14 protein-coding genes and 2 riboswitches are annotated in these 23,642 nt (G+C 40.3%); of the genes, 3 read left to right on the forward strand and 11 right to left on the reverse strand.

Features of this window, described 5'->3' with window-relative positions:
* Positions 1-2: 2 nt before the first annotated feature.
* From QNI22_RS36355 to QNI22_RS36405, 11 genes are all read right to left on the reverse strand, one after another.
* A complete protein-coding gene (locus QNI22_RS36355) occupies positions 3-1,832 on the reverse strand; it encodes a tetratricopeptide repeat protein (protein ID WP_314519058.1) in 1,830 nt (609 codons plus the stop codon).
* Between the two features lie 52 nt (positions 1,833-1,884).
* Positions 1,885-2,517, reverse strand: coding sequence for a YceI family protein (locus tag QNI22_RS36360; protein ID WP_314519059.1), 633 nt, complete (start codon positions 2,515-2,517; stop codon positions 1,885-1,887).
* A gap of 349 nt (positions 2,518-2,866) precedes the next feature.
* Positions 2,867-2,970: riboswitch (SAM riboswitch) on the reverse strand.
* A 653-nt stretch (positions 2,971-3,623) separates the two neighbouring features.
* Positions 3,624-3,962 (reverse strand): hypothetical protein, encoded by a 339-nt coding sequence (locus tag QNI22_RS36365; protein WP_314519061.1) that lies wholly within the window; start codon positions 3,960-3,962, stop codon positions 3,624-3,626.
* Positions 3,963-4,260: 298 nt separating this feature from the next.
* Positions 4,261-4,443: a hypothetical protein gene (locus tag QNI22_RS36370; protein WP_314519063.1), complete on the reverse strand. Its 183-nt coding sequence runs from the start codon at positions 4,441-4,443 to the stop codon at positions 4,261-4,263.
* A 35-nt stretch (positions 4,444-4,478) separates the two neighbouring features.
* A complete protein-coding gene (locus tag QNI22_RS36375) occupies positions 4,479-5,936 on the reverse strand; it encodes a phytoene desaturase family protein (RefSeq protein WP_314519065.1) in 1,458 nt (485 codons plus the stop codon).
* Between the two features lie 47 nt (positions 5,937-5,983).
* A complete protein-coding gene (gene soxC, locus QNI22_RS36380; protein WP_314519066.1) occupies positions 5,984-7,240 on the reverse strand; it encodes a sulfite dehydrogenase in 1,257 nt (418 codons plus the stop codon).
* Between the two features lie 44 nt (positions 7,241-7,284).
* Entirely contained in the window at positions 7,285-7,899 is a 615-nt protein-coding gene (locus tag QNI22_RS36385) for a c-type cytochrome (protein WP_314519067.1), read from the reverse strand.
* 147 nt (positions 7,900-8,046) lie between these two features.
* Complete coding sequence (locus tag QNI22_RS36390) at positions 8,047-9,720, reverse strand: hypothetical protein (protein WP_314519068.1); 1,674 nt, start codon at positions 9,718-9,720, stop codon at positions 8,047-8,049.
* Positions 9,721-9,763: 43 nt separating this feature from the next.
* Positions 9,764-11,131, reverse strand: coding sequence for a DoxX family protein (locus QNI22_RS36395; RefSeq protein WP_314519070.1), 1,368 nt, complete (start codon positions 11,129-11,131; stop codon positions 9,764-9,766).
* A 46-nt stretch (positions 11,132-11,177) separates the two neighbouring features.
* Positions 11,178-12,524, reverse strand: a complete 1,347-nt coding sequence (locus QNI22_RS36400; protein ID WP_314519072.1) for a RagB/SusD family nutrient uptake outer membrane protein — start codon at positions 12,522-12,524, stop codon at positions 11,178-11,180.
* A gap of 33 nt (positions 12,525-12,557) precedes the next feature.
* Positions 12,558-15,695, reverse strand: coding sequence for a SusC/RagA family TonB-linked outer membrane protein (locus tag QNI22_RS36405; RefSeq protein WP_314519074.1), 3,138 nt, complete (start codon positions 15,693-15,695; stop codon positions 12,558-12,560).
* Positions 15,696-16,586: 891 nt separating this feature from the next.
* Positions 16,587-16,690, forward strand: a riboswitch (SAM riboswitch).
* Positions 16,691-17,452: 762 nt separating this feature from the next.
* Between QNI22_RS36405 and QNI22_RS36410 the strand changes: the two genes are divergently transcribed.
* The 3 genes from QNI22_RS36410 to QNI22_RS36420 all read left to right on the forward strand — a co-directional run bounded on the left by QNI22_RS36410 (position 17,453) and on the right by QNI22_RS36420 (position 23,088).
* A complete protein-coding gene (locus QNI22_RS36410; RefSeq protein ID WP_314519076.1) occupies positions 17,453-17,647 on the forward strand; it encodes a hypothetical protein in 195 nt (64 codons plus the stop codon).
* Positions 17,647-17,958: a hypothetical protein gene (locus tag QNI22_RS36415; RefSeq protein WP_314519078.1), complete on the forward strand. Its 312-nt coding sequence runs from the start codon at positions 17,647-17,649 to the stop codon at positions 17,956-17,958. The genes QNI22_RS36410 and QNI22_RS36415 overlap by 1 nt, the downstream gene beginning before the upstream one ends.
* Before the next feature lie 975 nt (positions 17,959-18,933).
* On the forward strand, positions 18,934-23,088 hold the full coding sequence (locus tag QNI22_RS36420) for a hybrid sensor histidine kinase/response regulator transcription factor (protein ID WP_314519080.1): 4,155 nt from the start codon (positions 18,934-18,936) through the stop codon (positions 23,086-23,088).
* The last annotated feature ends 554 nt before the right edge of the window (positions 23,089-23,642 follow it).

Consider the following 23,642-nt stretch of genomic DNA (forward strand, 5'->3'; position numbering starts at 1 on the left):
GCTTATAAAGGATATAGTGTTTTGTCACCATATTGCACTACCTGTGCAAGCAATGCAGCATATTTTTTGGTATTTACTGAATCACCTTTTTGTTTGTAGACTTTGTATAATCCCCATAGTCCATTGGCTGTATTAGGATGTCTTTCGAGTAGTTGTTCGTAAGCATTAATAGCCTTATCATACTGACGAGCTTTCAGATGTGTTTCGGCCAGACTGATCAATACCGGACGTGCATAAGACGGAGGTTCGCTATATCCCAGGTCATCCTCTTTCTGTTTTGCTTTTTCCAGTAAGGCAACAGCCTCATTATAGTTATTTTCTGCACTTTTAATTACACCCTGCAATTCAAGAGAAGCCACATTCAGGTCATTTAGCCTACGGATATTGATAATATCATCAGAATGCAATTGGTGACTATTGCGCCATAACGAAGCATCCAATGCATCTGCATACTTTCTGGCATCAGCGATTTTGTTGCTTTTTACCGCATGCATTCCTGAAGCAAAGTAATATAGAGCATCTTTGTAGGCTATGGCTTTGGTTGTATATAAGCTATCCTGATCGAGCCGAATAGCAGCCAGACGATCTGCAGCCTTCTTGTAAAATCCAAAGCACAGTTCCATCTTGGCAGGTGCAATTACCCCCTGATAAAAGAAACGGCCTTCATATTTTCGTTTGCGTTCTTTAGTAGCAGGCATGCTTTTCAACTTTTCTGCATATAACAGTGCCGTTGCATACCGTCCATCTTCGGCACAGTTAGATAAAAGATAGTTGATGTTATGAATATAATTCCAGGCGTCTACTTCCGCAATTCCCTGCTCTTTCATATATGCAGAGTCGACAGCCAGCGAAGCAGCAAAGGCATCATACGCTTTTTTGTAGTCACCCAACTTATAATACACATGCCCTGGCATATGCACCATATGTCCTGAGGCAGGTGCCAAATTGGGTAACTTGGCAGAACTCTCCAGTGCCTGTTCCGGACAGCAGTTTTCCATCAGATGTATCCAGTAGTGATGAGCAGCAGCATTTTCAGGGTAATTTTTCAGCAGATCACGCAAAAGGTATTCAGCATATAGTTGTCCTTCATGGGGATTCATAGCCGCATCGTACCCTCCCATTTTGCTTAATGCCAGAAATAACTTGGCATCTATGTCTTTCGGATATTTGTGAATGATCAGTTCCAGCTTCTTCTGATATTCTTTTTTACTCCCATCTTGTTCTTCATCTCTTGCCAGTATTGCGTCTGCGTATAGCTTCTCATGTTCAGAAGCTGTTTCTTTTAGCTTTTTCAATTGTTGAACGGCTAATAATTTATCGGCTGTAAAGTCATCTCCTTCAATAGCACCAATGGCACTGTATAAACCCCAGTAAGGCATAAGAGCAACAGAATCAAGCCGAATAGCTTCTTTAAATGCACGATAGGCTTCAAAATCCCAGAAGCAGTGCAATAAAGCAACCCCCTGACTAAAATAAGCCTGTGCCTGTGCAGAAGACGTTTTTATTTTGAGATTAGAAGATCCAATTCCTTTGAGTAATTGCGGGGCAGGAAGATTATGAACATATACAGTTTCCTGCCGATAAGCCTGTATATGTGCCAGATGATTATGATCTCCTCCACCCGAATGAGCATGATGCTCTTCCTGTCTCACACGCTGAGCCAATGCGGTAGAGGAAATCAGTAACACTAGTAAGAAGTAAAATTTCATCAATACTGTATAGAGTTGTATGGTTGCTGTATTTTGTGAAAGGTAGGAAAGATTGGACTTTGGGCAGGCAATGGCAGAACCCAAAGCCAAATCAGATTGGTTAATTCCCTTTCTTACATTCACACTTTAACTATAATTATACTTTTACACTTTACTTTAGAGGCTAAAATCTGTTTTATTTCGCTTTTGCAGTAGCAGTAGATTGTCCGGTAGCAACAATGTTTACATCCAGTTCAAAATCGTCGTAGATAAACTTATCTCCAATATTGGGGAAGAAAGACTTAGAGCCATACTTGATATCGTATTTGGTTCGGTTTACTACTATCTTGGCAGTTGCTGTAGCTTTATCTTTTTCGATCTTCGCAACAGCTGGGAAGTTAACTGTGTTAGTTACACCTTTAATGGTTAGCTTTCCGGAAAGGTCATAGGCATCTCCTCCTTTTGGGGTAGCAGAAGTGATTGTCAGAGTAGCTTTTGGGAACTTCTCTACACCAAAAAAGTCATCGCCTTTTAAATGTTTTACCAGTTTGGCGTTTTGCTCACTATCTGTAATATCGGTAACAGTGATTGTTCGTGTATCAATTTCAAAAGTTCCACCTTTTAGCTTACCATCTGTTACAATCAGATTGCCACTGGTCAATGCAATGTTGCCTGTATGCTGACCAGTAAATTTCTTACCAGTCCAAACTAATTTACTGGCTTGTGTGTCTACTTTCAGAGTTGTTTGTCCCTTAGACGTTTTGTTTCCGATAAAGGATACTAAAACAGAAGCGACAATAGCAAGGAATAAAAAGGAAATACGTTTCATAATTACTGTTGGTTTAGTGGTAAATCAAAAGATAAAACTTGCAGTAGCCGTGAATATCTCTCAATCCAGGGTTCTGGAAGCAATTGGTTATAGGTAGTTGTTGATTGGTTACTTATTTTTCGATTGTAAAGACAAAGCATTTCCACCCTACCAACAAAGGCAGTTCGGCAGACAGTACATGTTTGTGATTACAAATAATAGCAGAGAGAAATTTCTGTCAACAACCACTATCTTCATAGTAGCTTGTTATAGTATAATCCATAGGCTCAACTAAGAAATAGTACATCCCTGTTGTGTGCAATAGACGTCTTACAAATGTTGAGAATAGGAGTTGTTTCATCGTCTTGTTAATTTATCTTTACCAAAATGGTCAGGATGTAGCACTGTTTCCGGGTGGTCAGAAAGTTGCTGGAAGTTCTGCGAGCCTGTTCTCTCCCTTCCTCTGTATAAATTAACTAATTAATGGTGGTGCTTAATTAGTAAGATGATGCAAATGTAGAGACTAATTTGTGATTTCCAAATCATTTCTCTACTTTTTCTGTAGAGATTATGTATTTATATATTTTTCAACTTTTAGGTTAAAAGAAAATAGTCAAAGAATACATCTTTGTGATAGTGCAAGAAGTATATTCCTATGTCAAATACTATAAATAAAAAGGTCTGAATCAATAAGACCAATAATATCTTTTCGAATCTAAGAAAGCTTACGGAAGAGTTACACCCAAAAAAGATCGTATTTGCTAATAAAATTAGTAATAGTAACCGCATATTCTGGTATTGTCTCTAACACTTCAAGTATCTATAAAGAGTGGGTTTTGGAGCAAAAAAATCAAGTTTTGGGTCATTATAGTTCTATCGCTACATTTTTGTACTAATATAATAAACCTTTTTCTCTTTTGGGTTAACGAAAATAAGTTCTGCTGCTGAAGGAGTAACACCATAACAATAAATACTCTGAGGGTAAACATAGAAGTCTTCTGCCCTTAGTTTTTCTACTGTCGGAAACCATGGTGTCTTATGTTGACAATTACCAACAAAAGTTACCGCTTGATCTAAACAGTTGGGAGGCTGTCCATCCGATACCAATTTCTTGATCTACTGTCATTTCATTTAGTTAGTTCGTCAACCGTTATATTCGTTATTTTTATTTCATAAACGTCAAGATGGTCGCCGGTGAATGAATGTGCGGAATTATAGCTATTCAAGACTTTTTCAATCCTCTCGTCGCCAAGTCCACACCAGTTTAATACAAATCTCACGTCTGATTTAGTTGCCTTACCTTCTACGTCTCTGTTGCCCAAAGTCATTGAGTATATTACATAACAACCAATAACTATTACTCCTATCAGTGAAATTCCGCCCCAGATTGTCAGTAGCAGCCTGCTTACTTTAACCATTTTTTCTTTCAAACCTATTTTAGCATTTTTTGTCAGTTGTATTTTCATATCATGGAATATAACTGGTAAATAAACGAACCTTTCTTTGACTTCAAATAAAGATACAGAATGTATAATTATATTATTCAAGCCTCAATTGTGTCCCATTCCTCAAATCTTAGTCATCATTTGCTTAACAAGATCGATTAGCTTGAATTGATTAATCTGATTGGGCTTATACATGTCCCAAATTGGGAATAGCTTTTAGCTCATATGTAACTCCTCTATAAAGTGAGCAAGGAGAAAGACTGGAGTAACAATATGGATTCTTCCTTGTAACAAAGCATAAGCAATATCAGCACTCCTATCAGCATATCCTCCTGCCTTCATGGGTTTGATAATACCATTTTTGACAGGAGGTTGTAGGAACAGGCAAAGGCAATCCTGCCAACGCTAAAGCAATAATGGTTATACCAAGTACGACTACCGTCCAGTCTTCGGTAAAGATAAATCGTGTTTTTTCAGGAAGGGTTTGAGTAACTCGAGACATCGAAATCAGGTTAGCTATATTTTTATAAATGTATTTTAATTCAAAAAAGGCTTTAGAGGCATAATAGGTGTTTTAAAGATATCTTTCAGAGCTCTTTTGGCCGCATAATATCCACACATACCATGTACGCCTCCACCAGGAGGCGTTGAAGAAGAGCAGATATAAATGCCTTTGGCTGATGTTTTATAGGGAGAAAGACGCAAAGCGGGCCGTGTATATAATTGAGTCAAATCAATCACTCCACCATTAATGTCTCCACCTATATAATTTGGATTGTACGATTCCATTTGTATCGTATTCATAGTATGCCGGGCTAGAATACGGTCTTTGAAACCAGGGGCAAAACGCTCAACCTGATCCTCAATTGCATTGGTCATATCTACTGTGGAACCATGAGGTACATGGCAATAGCCCCATAGGGTTTGCTTTCCTTCTGGTGCACGTGAAGGGTCGAAAGCACTTTGTTGAGCTAGTAACACAAAAGGAGCTTTTGGATGTTTGCCGCTCCATATCTCTTTCTCAGATAGGGCTATTTCCTGAAAAGTGTTCCCCAGATGAAGGGTTCCTGCCTGTTTGCACTCTGTCGCTTTAAAAGGAACAGGACCATCCAACGCCCAATCTACTTTAAATACGCCCATGCCATATTTATAATTGTTAAGTTGCCAGCGGTACAGTGGGGAAAACTGATCTCCGGCAATTTTAAGTAGTTGTCTGGGGGTCAGATCAAAAAGAATGGCCCGACTGGAAGGGAGTTGCTTTAGAGAATGTATCCACTGATCGGTTTCTATCTTACCACCCAGCGAAACAAAATACGAAGCCAGCGCATTGGCAATCGATTGGGACCCACCTTTGGGTAGAGGCCATCCATACAAATGTCCAGCTGTCATCAGGACCAGTCCAATGGCAGAAGTTGTCATATGAGACAATGGCTGTATCGAGTGAGCAGCCATACCAGCCCATAATCCTTTGGCTTTTTCTGTAGAAAAATAGTTCGACAGGCGACTAGCAGAAGGCAATGCTTTCAGACCAAACTCAGCCATTTTAATCGGATATATTGGAAACTGCAAAGGCCCCAGTACATCTGCTGCGATCTTGGGCCAATCATTGAGCAAAGGTTCGATCAACCGTAAGTAAGGGAGTCGATCCTTTCCCAGTAACTCAGCTGTTTTATCAATTGATGAAGTTAGAATCGCGGCTGTTCCATCATCAAATGGATGCGCCGCTGCTGCAGGTGGCTGAATATACTCCAGTCCATGCTCAGTTAATGGAAGACTTTGAAAAAAGGGCGATCCAGCAGCCATAGGATGAATGGCCGAACAAACATCGTGTTTAAATCCTGGCAGCGTCAATTCCGAAGTACGTAAGCCCCCTCCTATTGCTTTCTGTCCTTCTATCAGCAGTACTGAAAGTCCTGCCTGTTGCAAGGCTATCCCTGCTGCAAGCCCGTTGGGACCTGAGCCTACTACTACTGCATCATATTCATAATGTGCCATTTATTTCCGGTTTCTATACGTTTTATTCTGGAAGCTCTTTTCACTTCTCACCGTAACTTTTCAGGTTTAAATACCACACTTCCATCTGGTTTGATAACCCATGCTGTTACAGGATTCAGGTGATATCCACCCATGTCTGTACCTCTGGCATCAATTAACTGCTTCAGGGTAGGTTGTGTATAGCCTGTTTCGTCTGTGACACGACTTAAGATCTCTGTTGACTCTCCTTTCCATTGCCACAAATACCGAAAGGCGGTATGTGCCTTGTCCAATATGGGTTCCTGAAGAGTTGCCTTGTGCCATGACTTTCCGGCATCTGTACTCACCTCTACATATAACACTTTACCTCGACCGGACCATGCAATCCCTCTGATCTCCAGCCAACCTTTCTCAATATGTTGAGGATAGGAAGGAAAGGTGATGATCGACCGCGCATCCATATCAAAGCTAAACATACGTATTTTTCCGTCCCGAATTGTTTCTGTGTAGCGGGAAGTTTCTTCCCGGGTCATATAGGGTTGATCTGAAAGTTCTATCCGGCGCAGCCATTTTACATTGGCATTGCCTTCCCAACCTGGTAAAAATAACCGAATGGGGTAGCCTTGTTCTGGTCGCAAGGCCTCCCCATTCTGTGCATAGGCAATAATAGCGTCATCCCACCCTTTTTTGACAGGAACACTACGTGTCATGACTGCGGCGTCTGAACCTTCGGCCAGAAACCAAGTCGCTCCGGGCTTTACACCCACTTCTCTGAATAATGTTGAAAGCTTTACGCCTGTCCATTCACTCTGGCTAGTTAATCCGCAGATCTCCTGTGGAGTCATAGTTTCTTTTCCGGTACGAAAATTTCCGGAACATTCCAGAAAAGCAATCCGTGATATGGAAGGAAAACGCTTCAGATCAGCCACAGTGAAGACAAGCGGCTTCTCTACCATGCCATGAACAAGCAGTTTGTGTTTGCCCGGATCGATGGTTGGAATACCAGCATGATGTCTTTCAAAGTGAAGGTCAGAGGGCGTAATAGTCCCATAGAAATCCTGCAATGGAGATCGGGACGAAATATCGGATGGTTTACGAACAGGCTTCTCAAAAGCAGATCGTCCACCTATTTCACTTGGAAAAGGACCCAGTTGTTTAGTAGGATCTTCTTCGGACTGAAAAACGGATGCCGGAATGGCCTTTTGAATTGTTTTTCCTAAGGCAGTCTGAACAAACACTACAGCAGCTGTTGCAGCTCCCCCAAGCAGCGAACGGCGTTTGATTTTTTGGGAGAATAGTGATTTATCTGAAGATTTGTCATCCATATGGTCTACTCACAGAGTTTTTAATGCCGGGCAAATAAAAGAATCTATCGTACTTCAGGTCCACCTCTTCGGTCATCAGGTACGAAGTATTTCTGAGCAGGCATCTGAATTTTGGGTAATGTTTCGGCGTTGAGTACAGTTGTTGAGTCAATGATCCGATTGGCTGCCAGCAAAAAGGCTGTCAAACTATACACTTCTTTATCTGATAAGGAACCAGGCTGATTAAACGGCATAGCCCGACGTATATAATCAAACAGGGTAGTAGAATAAGGCCAATAGTTACCAATGGTTTTTTCTTTTACGTCTGCACCTCCAACCAGTTGATTGTTTGGGCCTTCCTTGCCTGTTTTTCCATGACAGACGGCACATTTTGCAGCATATAATTGCTGTCCATCTACGAAATTTCCCGATCCGGCAGGCAGGCCTTTTCCATCAGGACGCACATCGATATCCCATGCTTGTATCTCAGCCTCGGTGGCCACATGACCCAGAGAAAAGCTTTCCGGCCAGCGAACCGAATCAATTATCACTGAATCTTTGGCACTTTCTGTACTAACAGCCGTATGTACTGCTGCCTGTACACCCGGTCTGCTACATGCCCAGTGTACCAGGCACAAACAAAGAGAGGCTACAAAAACGATATATGTATACTTACTCACAAATGCAGATTGCTAAGAAACCCTAAAAAAGAAAGTAGACTTTCTATCTCCAGAAGAAACAGAAAGTCCGATTATGTTGACTAAATCCGTTGATTCAAGTCCCTCATTTATCTTCCTAATGAAGATGTATCTTACCGGATATTGAAATTACTTATACTTTCCAGCTTCTAGTGTACTGGAAGGTAAGGCATAGGATCGGTTCACCTTTTCCAGTACTACATAAATTGAGTCTTTATACTGATCGATTCCTTTCAGAATTACCCGATTCCCATCTGTAGTCTCGTAATGGAGAATCATCCGGTTACGTTTCTCGCTTTTCTTTGCGGTTGCAAATTCCCGATCTCTACGAGTAGAAGCAGCTTTGGGATCAATCATTTTTACTTCATCGCCAATATGCTTCCAGGCTTCAGGATTTATCCAGTTGGGGTCCAGAGAAGCTTTTTCTGTTGAAGCACCTTCTGTCAATGGCTTATCTATTCCTCCATTCAGATTTTTCTCCGTTCCACCATCACCACCGACACCTGCTACCCGATTGCGTCGATCAGGAATAGCTTTGTATTTATCCTGAAGATAAAGCACATGGTCTACCGTATCTGCATAATAATGAAACGCTCGTTGTCCTCCACCTACACCTGTCAGTTCAAACGTGCGGTTAATGTCTCGTTGGGGATCACCTCCACCATTGGATAAATCCAGTGCTGTTGGCTTATTTACTCTGAAGGTCAATGTTGTCCAATTTTCAAAAGTAGCCTGTTGCCAGCGTACTGTGTCCAGAGGAGAATATGGAATAGTTTGATTGTTTACTTTAAATTCCGTTACATTGTACAAACCGCGAAGAGCTGTTACACCTTTGGTTGAAGGTTGTTTATACGGATCGTATTTGAAGTTTACATATTGCAGATAGAACAATAAAATCAGAAACACATAAAATACCCCAACTTTTATTGCAGCCCGTGTATACTTCTGCCATTTTTGAGAAAATGATGGATAATAATTGACAGGGATAGTGAGCCGCTCCAAAATCAGTAGGTTATAGAGTCTTGGAATATCCTGAACTAACAAGAAGCCTGACAGAAGAACAAAATAGGAACTATACACATGCACCCCTCCATCATAGGCAAAATTCACAAACACAATATCTCCCAATGCACCAAATAACAGGATAGCGCCGAAGGTGGTAGTTCCTCTGAAAAACAACAATGCTCCCGCTAACACTTCTACTACCCCTGCAAATACCTGATACCAGGGAACAATCCCGATAGAAAGCCAGTAGATTTTTTGTGCTGTAAGATCACCAAAGTTTGTATTCAGTAGCCCCACAGATGGATAAGGCATCTGAACAGGAAGCAATTTGGTAAAACCAAATCCAATGATACCAATACCTGCCCGGTATCGTACAATGGCACGAAGCCAGTAATACAGATTATTATATTCTTTTGGCTGTGGCTTTCTGTATCGGTCTACCACCGTCCAGATAACTCCTACGCCAATCGAAACCAGTAGTGTAATAACCCAGTTGGCATAGCCGTTGAGCTGGCTTCCAAAAATTTTGTTTCCAAAGAAATTAATCCCCGAACCAAAGCGGGCTATATCGTATAGATCCCGATAATGCAGATTGGTCCAGTCAATATGAATCACATGGTCATACCACTCTGCATTGTTCGGAATGGAAATGCTAACAAAAAAGATGAAGGCGATACGAAAAGCAATCTTCTGATACTCCTTCCAGTTGGAAAGTCGGGTATTCAGACCTGAATTTACCTCTGCTGGAGAAGAAGTATCCAAGACAACATTTTCGTGAACAGTTTCCGTTTTAGACATGTTTTTACGTATTTTAAGGTAGCTACATTGGTCAAAGGATCTTTTACAACTTCAAAGCTTTTTGTCTTCCCTGGCGTTGTACCTCTTCCAGCAGGTATTTTTTCTGAATCTTGTCCAGCACTACATAGAGTGTATCCTTGCTCTGAGTCAAACCTGACAAAATAATTTGTGTACTATCAGGTCTGCTATAGTGAAGGATCAGCGTGTCATTAGGCTTGTCTTTGTTGCGATTTTTGAGATACAGCAGATGCTGAGTAGTATCCAACTGATAGCTATAGTATGTCCTGCCAGTCGTTCCTGCCAGTTCATACTGACGTTCTTCGTCCTTTTCATACAACTCTTCGGTTCTTTTCTCAGGCGCTAAGGACACAGGCTGGTTAAGACGAACACTGATAGTAGCCCATTTCTCAAATACCACATCCTGCCAGCGAACCGGATCTGTTTTAGAATACGGAAGTTCTTTACTGTTGATCCGGAACGTACGTACATTGTATAATCCACTGGCATTTGACAAACCTGCTTTTTGTGGATACTGATATGACCCTACCTGATATCCGGCATAACTCTTAAATCCATACAGAAATACAAACAGGAAAATGAATGCACTCTTTAGAACTATCCGTATGGCTTTCCACTTGCCTTCAAAAACAGGGTGGTAACGATTGGGAATAGTTGGTTTTTCAAGAGTGAGTAGGGTAAATAATCGTTTGATATCAAACGACAACAGAAATAACGCAATGGCAATCAGAAAGAAGCTATATACATATTCACCACCTGAATATGCCAGATTGGACATAAAGACATTTCCGGTGAATGGCAAAATAATCAGTGTAGCAACCGTAGTCGTTTTTCTGTTAAGCAATAACAACCCAGCCAGAATCTCCACTCCTCCCAGAAAGGATTCATAGGATGGAACAATTCCCAGACTCAGCGAAAACAGCTTCCAGTCTGTGAAATCTCCATAGTAGGTATTCAGATTGCTTAGCGAGGGATAAGGAGATTGTAAAGGGAACAATTTGATAAAGCCGTAGCCTATTACACCTGCTGCCAGCCGGTAGCGCAACAAAACCCGCAATGCATATTGCCAACTAGTATACTCTTCACGTTTTGTATCCAGAAAACCCCATACCAGCGTTCCGGCCAAGGCCACCAGAGCTATGACACCCCAATCCGCAAAACTAGGGCTATCAGCAAACAAACGGGGTATATACCGGGACAGATAAAATATATCCCGATAATGTAGATCAAACCAGTTGATAGCAAATAAGTCTCTGTAAAATTTCCAGTCCAGTGGTACTATCTGTAAAAAGAAGTAAATGAAAAAGAAACGGAACAGAACTTTCTCTGCTTTTGTCCAGGATGTATCTGTCTCTAAATCAGGAGACAGGTAGGTTACGTTTATGGCTGACATAATCTATCGATTTTAAAGTCTTGACATTAGATAAAAACAGGCAGAATCAATACCCTGTATTCTGCTCCAGGGATTCATCTACTGTAACTTCCGTGATAGGAATAGGGAGTACATATTTATTGGTATTAGTCACCCCCAACACCGCTTCAACCCGATGGGTACGTACCAGATCAAACCAACGATGTGGTTCAAAGGCAAACTCCAGACGACGTTCGTTCTCAATCGCCAGCAGAATTTCCTCCTGTGTCTGAGCAGGGCTATCCGAAAGACCTGCCCGATCACGAATGGCATTCAGATCATCCAGAGCTTCCGCTAATTTATCCTGATGGGCACGCGCCTCTGAACGGATTAGATAGAGTTCAGCAATACGAATCACAAATGCAGGATCTGTGGCAGGACTTCGGTAATACATATTGCCATACCATAATCCAGCAGTGGTTTTGGCAATCAGGGCACTGCGGTTTCCTCCTATATTTTCATCATTCACTAAAGAGATAAAGGTAGTATTGGGCGCCCATTGACGTGTTCCTCCATTGGCAGGTGGCTGCCAGTAGGTACGATGCCCATTGGTATAGGTCGAGCTATAAGCTAGTTCAAAAACAGACTCTTTTGTAGCCACAGCCTGGTTGCTGAAAAATGCACTATAAGGCTTAACCAATTCGTAATCGGTATCCCCTATTACTTTATCAGCATACGCTTCTGCCTGAGCCCAATTTTCCTGGTAGAGATAATAACGTGCCAGTAATGCTCTGGCTGTCTTTTGTGTAGCCCGGTAACGGTTGGTAGTATTGGTCAGCAGTGTTTCTGCCTTAGTAAGGTCAGCCAATACCTGTGCATAGGTGTCAGCAAGGGAACTACGTTTGATCCCATTTTTATCTGTAGCTGAAACAGTAGGCGTTAATACGATCTGTACACCACCCCAGGTTCTGGCGAGATCAAAATAGCATAGCCCTCTCACAAAATACGCCTCTCCCAACAAAGCATTTCGTTCTGCTTCTGTAAAAGAATCATCCGTTACAAGAGGTACTTTAGCAATAATATGATTGGCCCGGTTAATGGTTTCATAAATTCCGGACCACACAGTGGCAATGTTTCCATTATCAGATTTCACATCATGGTTAATAAAATCCTGGATAATGGATTGCGAACCTGTCCAAACAATATTATCACCAGACAGGTATCCAATAGATTGAAAGAGTGAGCCATAATAACTATCACTGGCCAGTTGACGGTACATACCCCGTGTGGCAGTTTTGGCAGAAGCTTCATCTACAATGGTCTGATCATCGGAAACAGAACTTTGAGGCTGCACATCCAGAAAATCCTTGCAACTATTCAATGATAGAGAGAATGCGATGAGCAGAACATATCGAAAGGTATGGTTAATCTTCATAGGTAATCACTGTTTTGCAACAAGAATTAAGGTTTATAGCGTAACATTTACTCCTACCTGGATAGAACGTGGCTGAGGAGGAGTTCCTAAGTCAAGACCTTGCACAGTCTGGCTGCTGGTAACATTAGATTCCGGATCAGCACCCGTGTATTTTGTGACAATAAAAAGGTTACTACCAGTTACATAGAGTCTCAGTTTCTCAATTCTGACACGGGTTGTCAATTCTTTAGGTAGTGTATATCCTACGGTTACTGTAGAAAGCTTCAGGAATGAACCATCTTCCAGGAAGCGGCTGTTTTGTTCCAACTTATAGTTATTGCCTACGCTAGTCAGACGTGGCACATCTGTTACATCACCCGGCTTCTGCCAACGTTTTAACTGACTGGCAAACAATACCCGGTTTGCATCACGGGTTCCACCGCCTTCACCAAAGAAACGGTTCAGATTGAATACCTTGTTGCCATATTGATAGGAGAATATAATTCCTGCATCAAACCCTTTGTAGGTAATAGTATTGGATACTCCTCCGAAAAACTTAGGCACTGCATTTCCTATAATCTGACGATCAGATGCGGTGATGCTACCATCAGTGTTTACATCCTGAAATACAGCTTGTCCTGTTTGTGTATCTACGTATTCCTGTTTGTAAAGCCAGAAAGAATACATGGAATGTCCTTGTTCCATACGTACCCAGTTACGGTTATACATATTGATTGGTACAGGCAGTTTTTCAATCTTATTTACGTTTCCGGATATATTAAAGGAAGTTCTCCAGCTGAAATCTCCTTTGCGAATGTTTTCACTGGTAATTGCCAGTTCATATCCCTTATTGCTGATTTCACCGATATTACTGTAGTAGGAGTTAAAGCCAGTAATAGCAGGAACAGGCTCTTCCAGTAACACATCAGTTGTATACTTGGAGTATACATTGAATTCTACTCCAATACGTCCATTCAGTAAGCCCAGATCCAGACCGGCATTGAACTGACGTGTTTTTTCCCATCTCAGGTTTGGATTTCCTAACTGTTGAGGGGCAGTTCCGGCCAGATCTCCACCTGTAGTGTTATCCGGATACCCACCTTCTCCTGACCATAGGCCTCTTGCAGCAAAGTTGTTGATGCCGTTTTGGTTACCAGTAATGCCATAGCTCCCACGCAACTTCAGATCACTAATAAACTCAATATCCTTCAGGAAACTTTCTTCTTTGATTCTCCAAGCGGCCCCAATTGCCGGGAAATAACCCCAACGGTTATTAGCCCCAAAGCGGGAAGAACCGTCAGCACGTACACTCAATTCGATAAAATACTTACTGGCATAGTTGTAATCTACCCGCCCAAAGAAGGAGGCCAGTGTACTTTTTGTCCAGCTTTGTGATGAAGTACGTGTAGAAGCTGAGGAAATCTGTTTATACGAATTGCTTGGAAAACCGCTACCCTGAGCAGCTGTATTATTTTGCACATTGCTTTGTAGTGAATTTCCGATAAGGGCTCCAAAGGTATGTTGTGTACCAAAGGATTTCCGGTAGGAAAGAGTTTGCTCATTAAGCCACGTACTGTTTTGTGTCAGGGACGAAGTAGCCAGGCCATTGGTTGGAGAAGCCCCCAACTGTGTTTTGTCGTTCCAATATTCAGACTCATCATAGTGATTGTAGTCAATACCAAAGCTGCTGTGCAACTTTAGTCCAGGCAGAAGTTCTATATCTGCATACAAATTGCCGATGTAACGTAAGCTGACAGTATTTACATCATAATTATCCAGCAATACTTTCAGGTTATCAAATCCAGCCCATCTGGCAGGTGTACTATCTTCGTTGTATTCAGGAAGATATGTAGGGGTATGTAATGCTGATTGAAGCAATCCGCCCTGAGGACCATCTCCTGCACGTGCCTGATTCCGGAATGAACGTGAAAGAGTATTGCTCACTCCAATCTGTACTTTATCATTGATCTGCTGATCCAGATTGACTTTAAAGCTGGCTCTTTCAAAATAGATGGGTTTAATGTTCGCTTCCTGGCGGGTATAACCACCTCCTATATAATATTTTGTGGCTTTCGATCCCCCGTTTAAAGACAGATCATAGTTTGCGACACGTCCTGTACGGAAAAGCTCATGTAGTCGGTCGTAGGTGTTTTGTTCTTCTGGCAAACCTCGTCCTCCTTCTGACTTAGGCCGGAAAGGTCGATTTTCATATGTCTGCTTTAGTGCAGGATTATCGATACCTGAATTAACCCAGTATTCATTGATTAGTTCCGCATGCTGAGGACCTGTGGTCAGTTTCCACAATCTGTTTTCAGGAGCCCAAGCCCAACCCTGTGAGTGGTTGAAGTTCAATTGTGGCTTTGCATTATAATTCCCACGTTTGGTTGTTACAATCACAACACCGTTCGCACCTCTGGAACCATAGATTGCAGTAGCAGATGCATCTTTTAATACTTCAATACTTTCAATGTCAGCAGGATTGATATCGGCAATAGGCGAAGTAGCTCTACCTCCGGTATTGACCGTTTGTAAACTGGTATTGTTTATAAATACTCCGTCCACCACATACAATGGATCATTGCCTGCATTAATGGAAGTAGTACCTCTTACTCGTATAAAGATACCATCACCAGGCACACCTGTGTTAGAGTTTATCTGCAAACCTGCAGCTTGTCCCTGTAGCTGGGCATCAAAGCTACCCGTGGGGATACTCTTGGTTTCAGCCGGGTTTACTTTGGTTACAGATCCAATCAGATTTTTACGTTCTTGTGTGCCATATCCCACAATGACAATTTCACTGAGTTGTTTGGTATCAGGCTCCAACGCTATAGATAAGTTTTTCTGCTTTCCAACAGATACTTCCTTTGTTTTGTAACCAATATATGAGAGAACCAGCACAGCATTCTCATCCGGAACAGCAAGAGCAAACTTACCATCTGCATCGGTGGTTGTACCGCTGCTGGTACCCTTGATAAGAATCGTGATTCCGGGAAGTCCGTTGCCTTTTTCATCGGTAACCTTTCCTTCAATAGGAACTGCTTGAGAAGCAGATGTTTTCACGAAAAAAGTAGTGCCAGATCTAATAGTTCCGGCATGAAGGTTATTGGCACCAAGTAAGGTGACAATAAGTAAAGAAGGTGTAATTTTAGAAAATAGCTTTTCGCTCAGAAAACTACTTGTAAAAGTTTTCATATCTTTAAGCGGTTTATAAGGTTAAGGGGTATCCCATGACCAAAACCAACAGAGGATCAGTGAGTGATTGGCGTTACGATACTGATCTTCGCTCAGGCTGGTAAGATTTGCGTCTTACCAGTTTTTTTGTGTCATGGGAAATTTTGTATAGTATATTTCTTTAATGAGAGCTCGATCTCTTTAAAGTATTCCAATGTCAGTTTTAGGTTCCGCAGTAAATAGAATGCATAAAATATTGTTTTTTAAGTATATAACCTCTCCTCTCCTTTTCAGCGAAAGTAATTCTGTTATCTTCTGAATCGAACTGATTTTATAGTCAATACAAACCCAACAACTATAGGCAGCATCTTCTGATGAGTAGAAAATACTTCAAATAGTGTAAGAAGCAGCTGATATTTTTTTCGTGTATATTACTTGTTGGAGAGATAAAGCCTCTCTAAGAATGCATCAACAAGTCATTGGAAGCTCTGTATGCCTATTTTTCATACATTGGATCTATAGTCATTACTAGCTGATAGTAGTTGACGATTAACAAATTTGTGATACAAAGTTAAAGCCGCTAAAAACAAATCCAAACAATTCTCTACTTTTTTTATAGAGATATCCTAATTTAATAAGGATATTCATGATATACTGCATTTTTACAAGTATCTATACCACTAGAAACCACCTATACTAGGAGTACAGAATACTTACAAATACTTAATATACAGATAATTACAAACTAAGCATTGGCTACACGTACTTATTTACCTATAAAAGTAATTTCTTTTTACATTAAAAAATTCTTTTTATAATCTCTACAGAAAAAGTAGAGAAATGATTTGAAAATCACAAATTAGTCTCTACATTTGCATCATCTTACTAATTAAGCACCACCATTAATTAGTTAATTTATATAGAGGAAGGGAGAGAACAGGCTCGCAGAACTTCCAGCAACTTTCTGACCACCCGGAAACAGTGCTACATCCTGACCATTCTGGTAAAGATAAATTAACAAAATACAATGAATCATTTAGTATTACGGCATACAGACAGCTTATTCTATGTATGACAGAGACAAACAGTGTTCTTTTGCTCCTGTTTTTATCTTCGCAGCATCATAATAACAGATTACTGTATAGAAAACTGTAGGACTTTTAATTTTGGACTCTTTCATCGGTACACACAAAATGGATCATTATTTTACCTTCTGTTTGAAGGCTGGAATAGCGATGTATCAGTAATGTATCCTATTTGCAGTATTTTTCCATTTCTCTAACCACCAAACAAAATGATTTATGAGTTAAGAAAGGTCTTCATTATTTGATTTGACTTCAGATTTGACTTTGGCGTAGGGCTTCAACACCGCACACCCAAAGTCCAATCTTCTTTCAGTATTTTTCATTTGTGTATTCTCTTACAATAAAAAGCCTGAACGAATATCCAGACCAGATATATGTTTTCAAATACAAACGTACTTACTTAGTGAGACTCTTACGCATCTCTTCGACAAACTCTTCTGTCACATCAGAATAAGAAGCTAGTTGCTGAGCAGAAACAGGTTATAAAAAGCAATAAGCCTTCTGAAAAAAGAGTTTGTAGGGTATCGAATCTGTCCAACTCATTTTCAAAGGCTTATACAAGAAAGACAAGTGTCTGTCTGCAAGTAAAGCAATTAGCAGACCACTATCCAGCCCAACTGGAACAATAAGTCCACCCATTCTCCAATAGTTACTCACTCGGCTGGATGCTCGCTGGTGCGAACCTTTCTGGGAGTGCTTCAGTGTTTGATTCGTTTTCGTCATCATCGGCAGGGTTTACTTTTAATTCAATTAGGCAAATATTTGCTTTTTTCGCTTCAGGAGCCCGCCGGTACTAAACGCATCAGTAATCTGTTACGAAATCGAGACTGGGATCATCAACTGCTGGAAGATTGTTTGCTGGAGAAAGCCATTACGCAGGTAGAGTAATGGCCAAAGGAGAAAAACAAGTATTTGCTTTGTGGGATAATAGTATGGTAGAAAAGCATGAGACCGTGAAAAACAAGCATTTGCGTGCAATGTGTAGTTCCAAAACCAAACGAGTTACCCGAATTCGTCCTAGCTTTTATCAGAAATGTTGTGATAAAACGATTCAGCATATCCGCGCAGATAGCTGGACTGCAATGGAGCGCGATCTTACTGATCACCTTAACGAATACACCCTGTCTAGTTCTATTTCAATTCTGGACCAGTCGGGGCAAACATGTCACTCAACTCATCACAAGCTATTGAAACCCTGAAAGATAAACTTGCCGATGCTATTACTTATGTCCTGAATCGGGGATTTGGCAATACTATCTTTGTTGGGTAACTGGTAAGCAAACAGTTGCATTTTCTAGTACGCTGGCGATCATTATGTCAACTAGTCAATACCAAAGGAAAACTCAAAAAGGCATATTTGCATTCAGTAGGTCAGAAAGCCATGCATCAAAAAGTATTTACCGATCGGAAAACCAAAAATACCTATACGCTTAAACTCCTTTACAGCACAGTCACCTGACCTCATTCACCTGAAAAGAGTTTAACTGAAAAGAGTTTAACTGAAAAGAAACTGACCTTACGTGTTTGCCGACGTAAACGTAAGAGGCAACTCTGATATTATTGACTGATCAGACAATCGACAATGAGTAACAAGTCTGGGATCTAGTTGCAGCTTATCAGAGACAATGGCTAGCTATCAGAGATGAGTGAAGAGGCTTTTCGTTTCAATAAAAGTGAATTAGCCATGGAATCTCCTCAATTGTGGTTTTGAGAGAATCGGCTTAAACTGATGATAATGGTTGGATTGATGTATGGATTTCTCTTATCGATTCTCAAATTGGATACTCAACAACAATTGTTGAGTTGGGGCTCTCATCGAACAGGAAAGCGGTATAACTATATAGCTGTACTGCTATATCAAACCCAAATGGCCTTAGTTTTTCTGTTTCAGATCCTCTATACCCTCAATCTGATCAACCAGTAATCTAGATTTAGGATGACTCATGTTATCCTATAAAATATTATCAGGATAATATTTTATAGGACTATTTACAGTTAATTATAAAAAGCCTATATTTACATTACTTATTTTATGTGTCACTTGCACACATATTCACTTGTAAGTCTTTCAGCTCTTATAGATTTACAAACCTACTCTTTATCTATCAGTTAATATGCTCAATTCGATCTATGACTTGTTATTTAAGTATATACCCAAAGTAATCCTTTGGATAGTGTCTTTATTAATTTGTCATATTGTGATGGCAAAAGTAGATCCTCACATTACATTTCAGTCATTACAGGAAGGATTATCCAATCAAGTCATTACCTGTATGCTGAAAGATTACAAAGGGTATATGTGGATTGGCACTTATAGTGGATTGAACCGATATGACGGATCTGATTTTGTTGTTTATGAACACAATCTGGCCGGTACACGAACTATCAGTCATAACGTAATTGGAGCTATTATAGAAGACAAATCCCACAAACTGTGGGTAGGTACCAGCAATGGACTAAACATTTATAATAAAGATAAAGACCGTTTTGAACTTGTACCTGGTCTAGGCAGAACGGATACCTTAAATGTGAGAGCCTTATTCTGTGACCAAAAAGATAATATCTGGATTGGCACAGCAGGAGATGGTTTGTTTATGTATGATCAACGTACTAGTAAGCTCACTCACTTTACGCATAATCCATCCAATCCACACTCTATTTGCTCTGACTTTGTAAAGGCTATTATTGCTGATCGTGAAGGCAATCTATGGATTGGCACCCGTGATGGATTGGATAGATTAGAGGCTAAGAGTAAACAATTCACTCATTTTGTGTCTGATGCTAATCTATCCTCTAAGTTAAGTAATAATGCGATCAGCAGTTTGGCAATAGATGCTCAGGGTGCCATATGGATTGGTACTTATGGAGGAGGGTTAAACAAACTAGTGAAAAAACAGAATACATATTGTTTCCAACATTTCAGAAAAAACAAACTGATGGGCTCTCTCAGCAATGATATTGTACTTTCTCTTTTATTGGATCAAAAGGGAGGACTTTGGGTTGGCACTGAAAACGGTGGACTGAACTATCTCCTGCCAGAATCAGATAAGTTTGTTCAATATAAATCAGAAGAAGGTAACCCACAGAGTCTAAGCAGTAACTCGATCTGGTCACTTTATGAAGATAACAATGGATTGCTCTGGATAGGAACTTATTACAAGGGATTAAACATTTATGATGCCCATGCAGAGAAGTTTCAATCGTATCAACGCAATGCTTTTAGCAAGCAAACACTGGTAAACAATCAGGTTAGGTCGTTTGCAGAAGATGAAACTGGGAATTTGTGGATTGCCACAGATGGAGGGGGTATCAATTATTTTAATACACAAAACCGGCAATTCACAGAACCGGTTGTGAATGCCTCTTTATCCAGCAAAGCCATTCTGTCAATTTTATATGACTCCCGGCATACCTTATGGATAGGTAGTTGGGGTGCTGGAGTAGATCATTATACCAAGAATGGTACTAGACTTAACAATTATCGGTTTGATGGAGTACTGAAAAACAAACGATACAATATCAGTACTCTCTATGAAGACAAGGTAGGACAGATTTGGGCAGGCACTTCCGGAAACGGATTGTTTGTCTACAAACCAGATAAAGATTGTTTCGTACAGGTGTTGGATGAGAGTAATAAAACGCATCTGAATAAATCGGCTTATGTAAGTGCTATTTTGCAGGATCGACTAGGGCAACTCTGGGTCGGAACTTTGTATGGATTAATTTGCATGAAACAAGAAAAGGAAGGCAAGTATTCGTTTCACGAATATTTATATAATGCTGATCCTCGAAAAGGAGGAAGTTCTTTTGCTATCAACACATTATTTGAAGATTATAAAGGAAATTTATGGATTGGTACAATGGATGATTTGAATCTGTTTCATCCTGAAAGTGGCAGTTTTACCGTTTTTACCAAAGAAAATGGACTACCTGGTAGCATAATCAGAGGGATTGTTGAAGATCCAGCAGGAAATTTGTGGATTAGTACCAATAAAGGATTGTCTATGTTCAATCCTTCCAAAAACTTCTTTAAAAACTACTTTAAGGAAGATGGGCTCGTAACCAATGAGTTCTATCCCAATGCCTTTATTCAGATGAGTAATGGAGAGTTTTTTTTGGGAGGCAACAATGGTATAAGTTCTTTTTTACCAACCCGAATGACAACCAATCACATAGTTCCTCCTGTATACATTACAGGATTTAACCTATTTAACACTCCAGCAAAAATCGGACAGCCAGGGTCTCCTCTGGAGAAAAGTATCTCTGAAACTACACATATCACCCTTACCCATAAGCAAACTTCCTTTTCTATCGAATTTGTAGCCCTCAATTTTACACATTCCTCCAAAAATCAGTATGCCTATATGCTGGAAGGATTTGACAAGGAATGGAATCAGGTAGGTACCCAACGTATGGCTACCTATACAAATCTGGATGCTGGTACCTACCTTTTTAAGGTAAAAGGATCTAATAATGAAGGCATATGGAATAAGACACCTACTACTTTGCAAATCACTATCCTTCCTCCTATTTGGGCAACCAAATGGGCATATATGCTCTATATATTATTGTTCTCTGCTTTGCTTTGGACATTCATAAAGCTAAAAATGAATCAGATAGCCCAGGCACAAAAATTAGAAATGGAGCAACTTACCCATGCCAAACAGGAAGAGTTGAATCGGATGAAGGAACAATTCTTTACCAATGTTTCTCACGAATTGCGAACGCCTCTGACGCTGATTCTCTCACCATTGGAGCAGATTATTTCTCATGACCAGGTAGAAGGAGAAGTAAAAGACAAGATAAGATTGGTTTACACACATGCTGAACGGCTAAATGGACTAGTCAATGAACTAATGGATTTTTCCAAACTGGAAGAGAGTAAACTGAAGATACGTGTCCAGAAAGAAGACATTTGCCGATGCACTCAGGCATGGTATACTCTCTTTGCAGAACAAGCCCGCCAACGGCAAATTGATTATCAGTTTGTATATCCGACCCAGACAATTGAAGTCTGGTTTGACAAAAACAAAATGGAGAAGATCGTCCTTAACCTGATATCTAATGCATTTAAGTATACTCCGGAAGGAGGGACAATTCAGGTAGGAGTTGAGCTAACTCAGACAAAAGTTGATCTGGTAGATAGTAATCATCCTCTATCCTATTCACCTGGACATATCAGGCTTTGGGTAGCTGACAATGGAAGTGGCATTGGAAAGGAATATATCGGCAAAATTTTTGATCGCTTCTTTCAGAGTCCGGAAGATGAAACACAATACAATACTGGTACAGGCATTGGACTGGCGCTTGTCAAAAACCTCGTCGAACTACATCATGGAATTATTCAGGTAAGTAGTGAAAAAGGGATCAAAACTTGTTTTGAAGTTTTGTTGCCGTTAGGAAATTCGCATTTTGAAGCCGATGAGATTATAACAAATAGCATAGATCAAATTCGAGGTAATTCAGATAGTTTTATCACTGAGATGGCATCTGAACTCCCAAAGGCACCAGAGATTAACTCCTCCCGGATTATCCCTCTGTCGAGTATGACATCTACTCGAAATACTTCAGTTCAGGCACCTGTTATCCTGATTGTAGAGGATAACTCGGCTCTGAGGAAATATATGGCTTCAATTCTTTCAGAAGAGTATCGGGTACTGGAAGCCGCAGATGGGGAAGCTGGCTTTCGCCTAGCGACGGAACAAATTCCGGATTTAATTATAAGCGATATTCTCATGCCACGCTGTGGGGGGATTGACTTGTGTCAGAAAGTGAAAACAGACATGCGCATTTCTCATATCCCAGTCCTGTTACTCACAGCTAAAACATCTGTCAGCGATCAGATTGCAGGAGTTGAAAATGGTGCGGATGTATATGTAACCAAACCATTTAATACGCAACTTCTCCTTGTACAAATCCATCAGCTGATTCATTCCCGACGGGAACTATATGCACATTTCAGTCAGGATGTATATCTGAGACCAAATCGGTTAGCAGACAATGAACTCGATGAACAGTTTTTACAAAAGGTAATAGGGTACATCTTACAAAACCTAACAGACAGTAACCTGAGTGTAGAAGGATTGGCCGAGTCGGTTAATCTGAGTCGAAGCAACATGTACCGCAAGCTAAAAGCATTAACAGGAACTTCTGTTATTGAGTTTATACGAATTATTCGGCTCAAAGAAGCACTAAAGCTTATGGAAACCAAAAAACATTCACTGGCAGAAATAGCCTATCTGACTGGATTTACCTCTCCAGCCTATTTTACCAAAAGCTTTAAGGAACATTATGGAAAGCCACCTTCCGAATATCTTAAAGCCTCTTAAAATATCTACCTCAAAATAGGTAGATATTTTAACAAACCATAAGTCATCTCAAATTTTAGCAAAAGGCGGTAGCATTTACTAGCTGTTTTTATGCATATAGTTTACCGCAACAGATTTTTCGTGAAGGAAATGCAAATTGTCTGAGCAATGAGCAACTTGCATTTTATTCAGTGCACATTTGCATTTGAATAAAACTCTGATCACTTTTTATGTTGTGCATAACTCATCGCATTTTTTATTTTGATCAGTATTCTGATCATTTTTTCTGTTGCGCATAACTCACAGCAAAAACAAAATCTGATCGGAATTCACCGCAAGTTACTGAATGACGTAAATAATGAGCAAACCTTTTGTGATGCTACTACCAATCGTGTCATTTAGTGAAACAAACTATGCTCCACAGCAAAGCAACTTAGCGAAGTAAAAGAAGAAGGAATTAGTCTTATGTTGCGCTGTTCTGTCAATATCTTTTCCATAGTAAGTGTACTTCCTTCTTTTTATAAGCTCTAAGTAAGGACTAACTTTACGATAATACAAATAACTGTACTATAGTT

It is taken from the genome of Xanthocytophaga agilis (assembly GCF_030068605.1).
GTDB lineage: Bacteria > Bacteroidota > Bacteroidia > Cytophagales > 172606-1 > Xanthocytophaga > Xanthocytophaga agilis.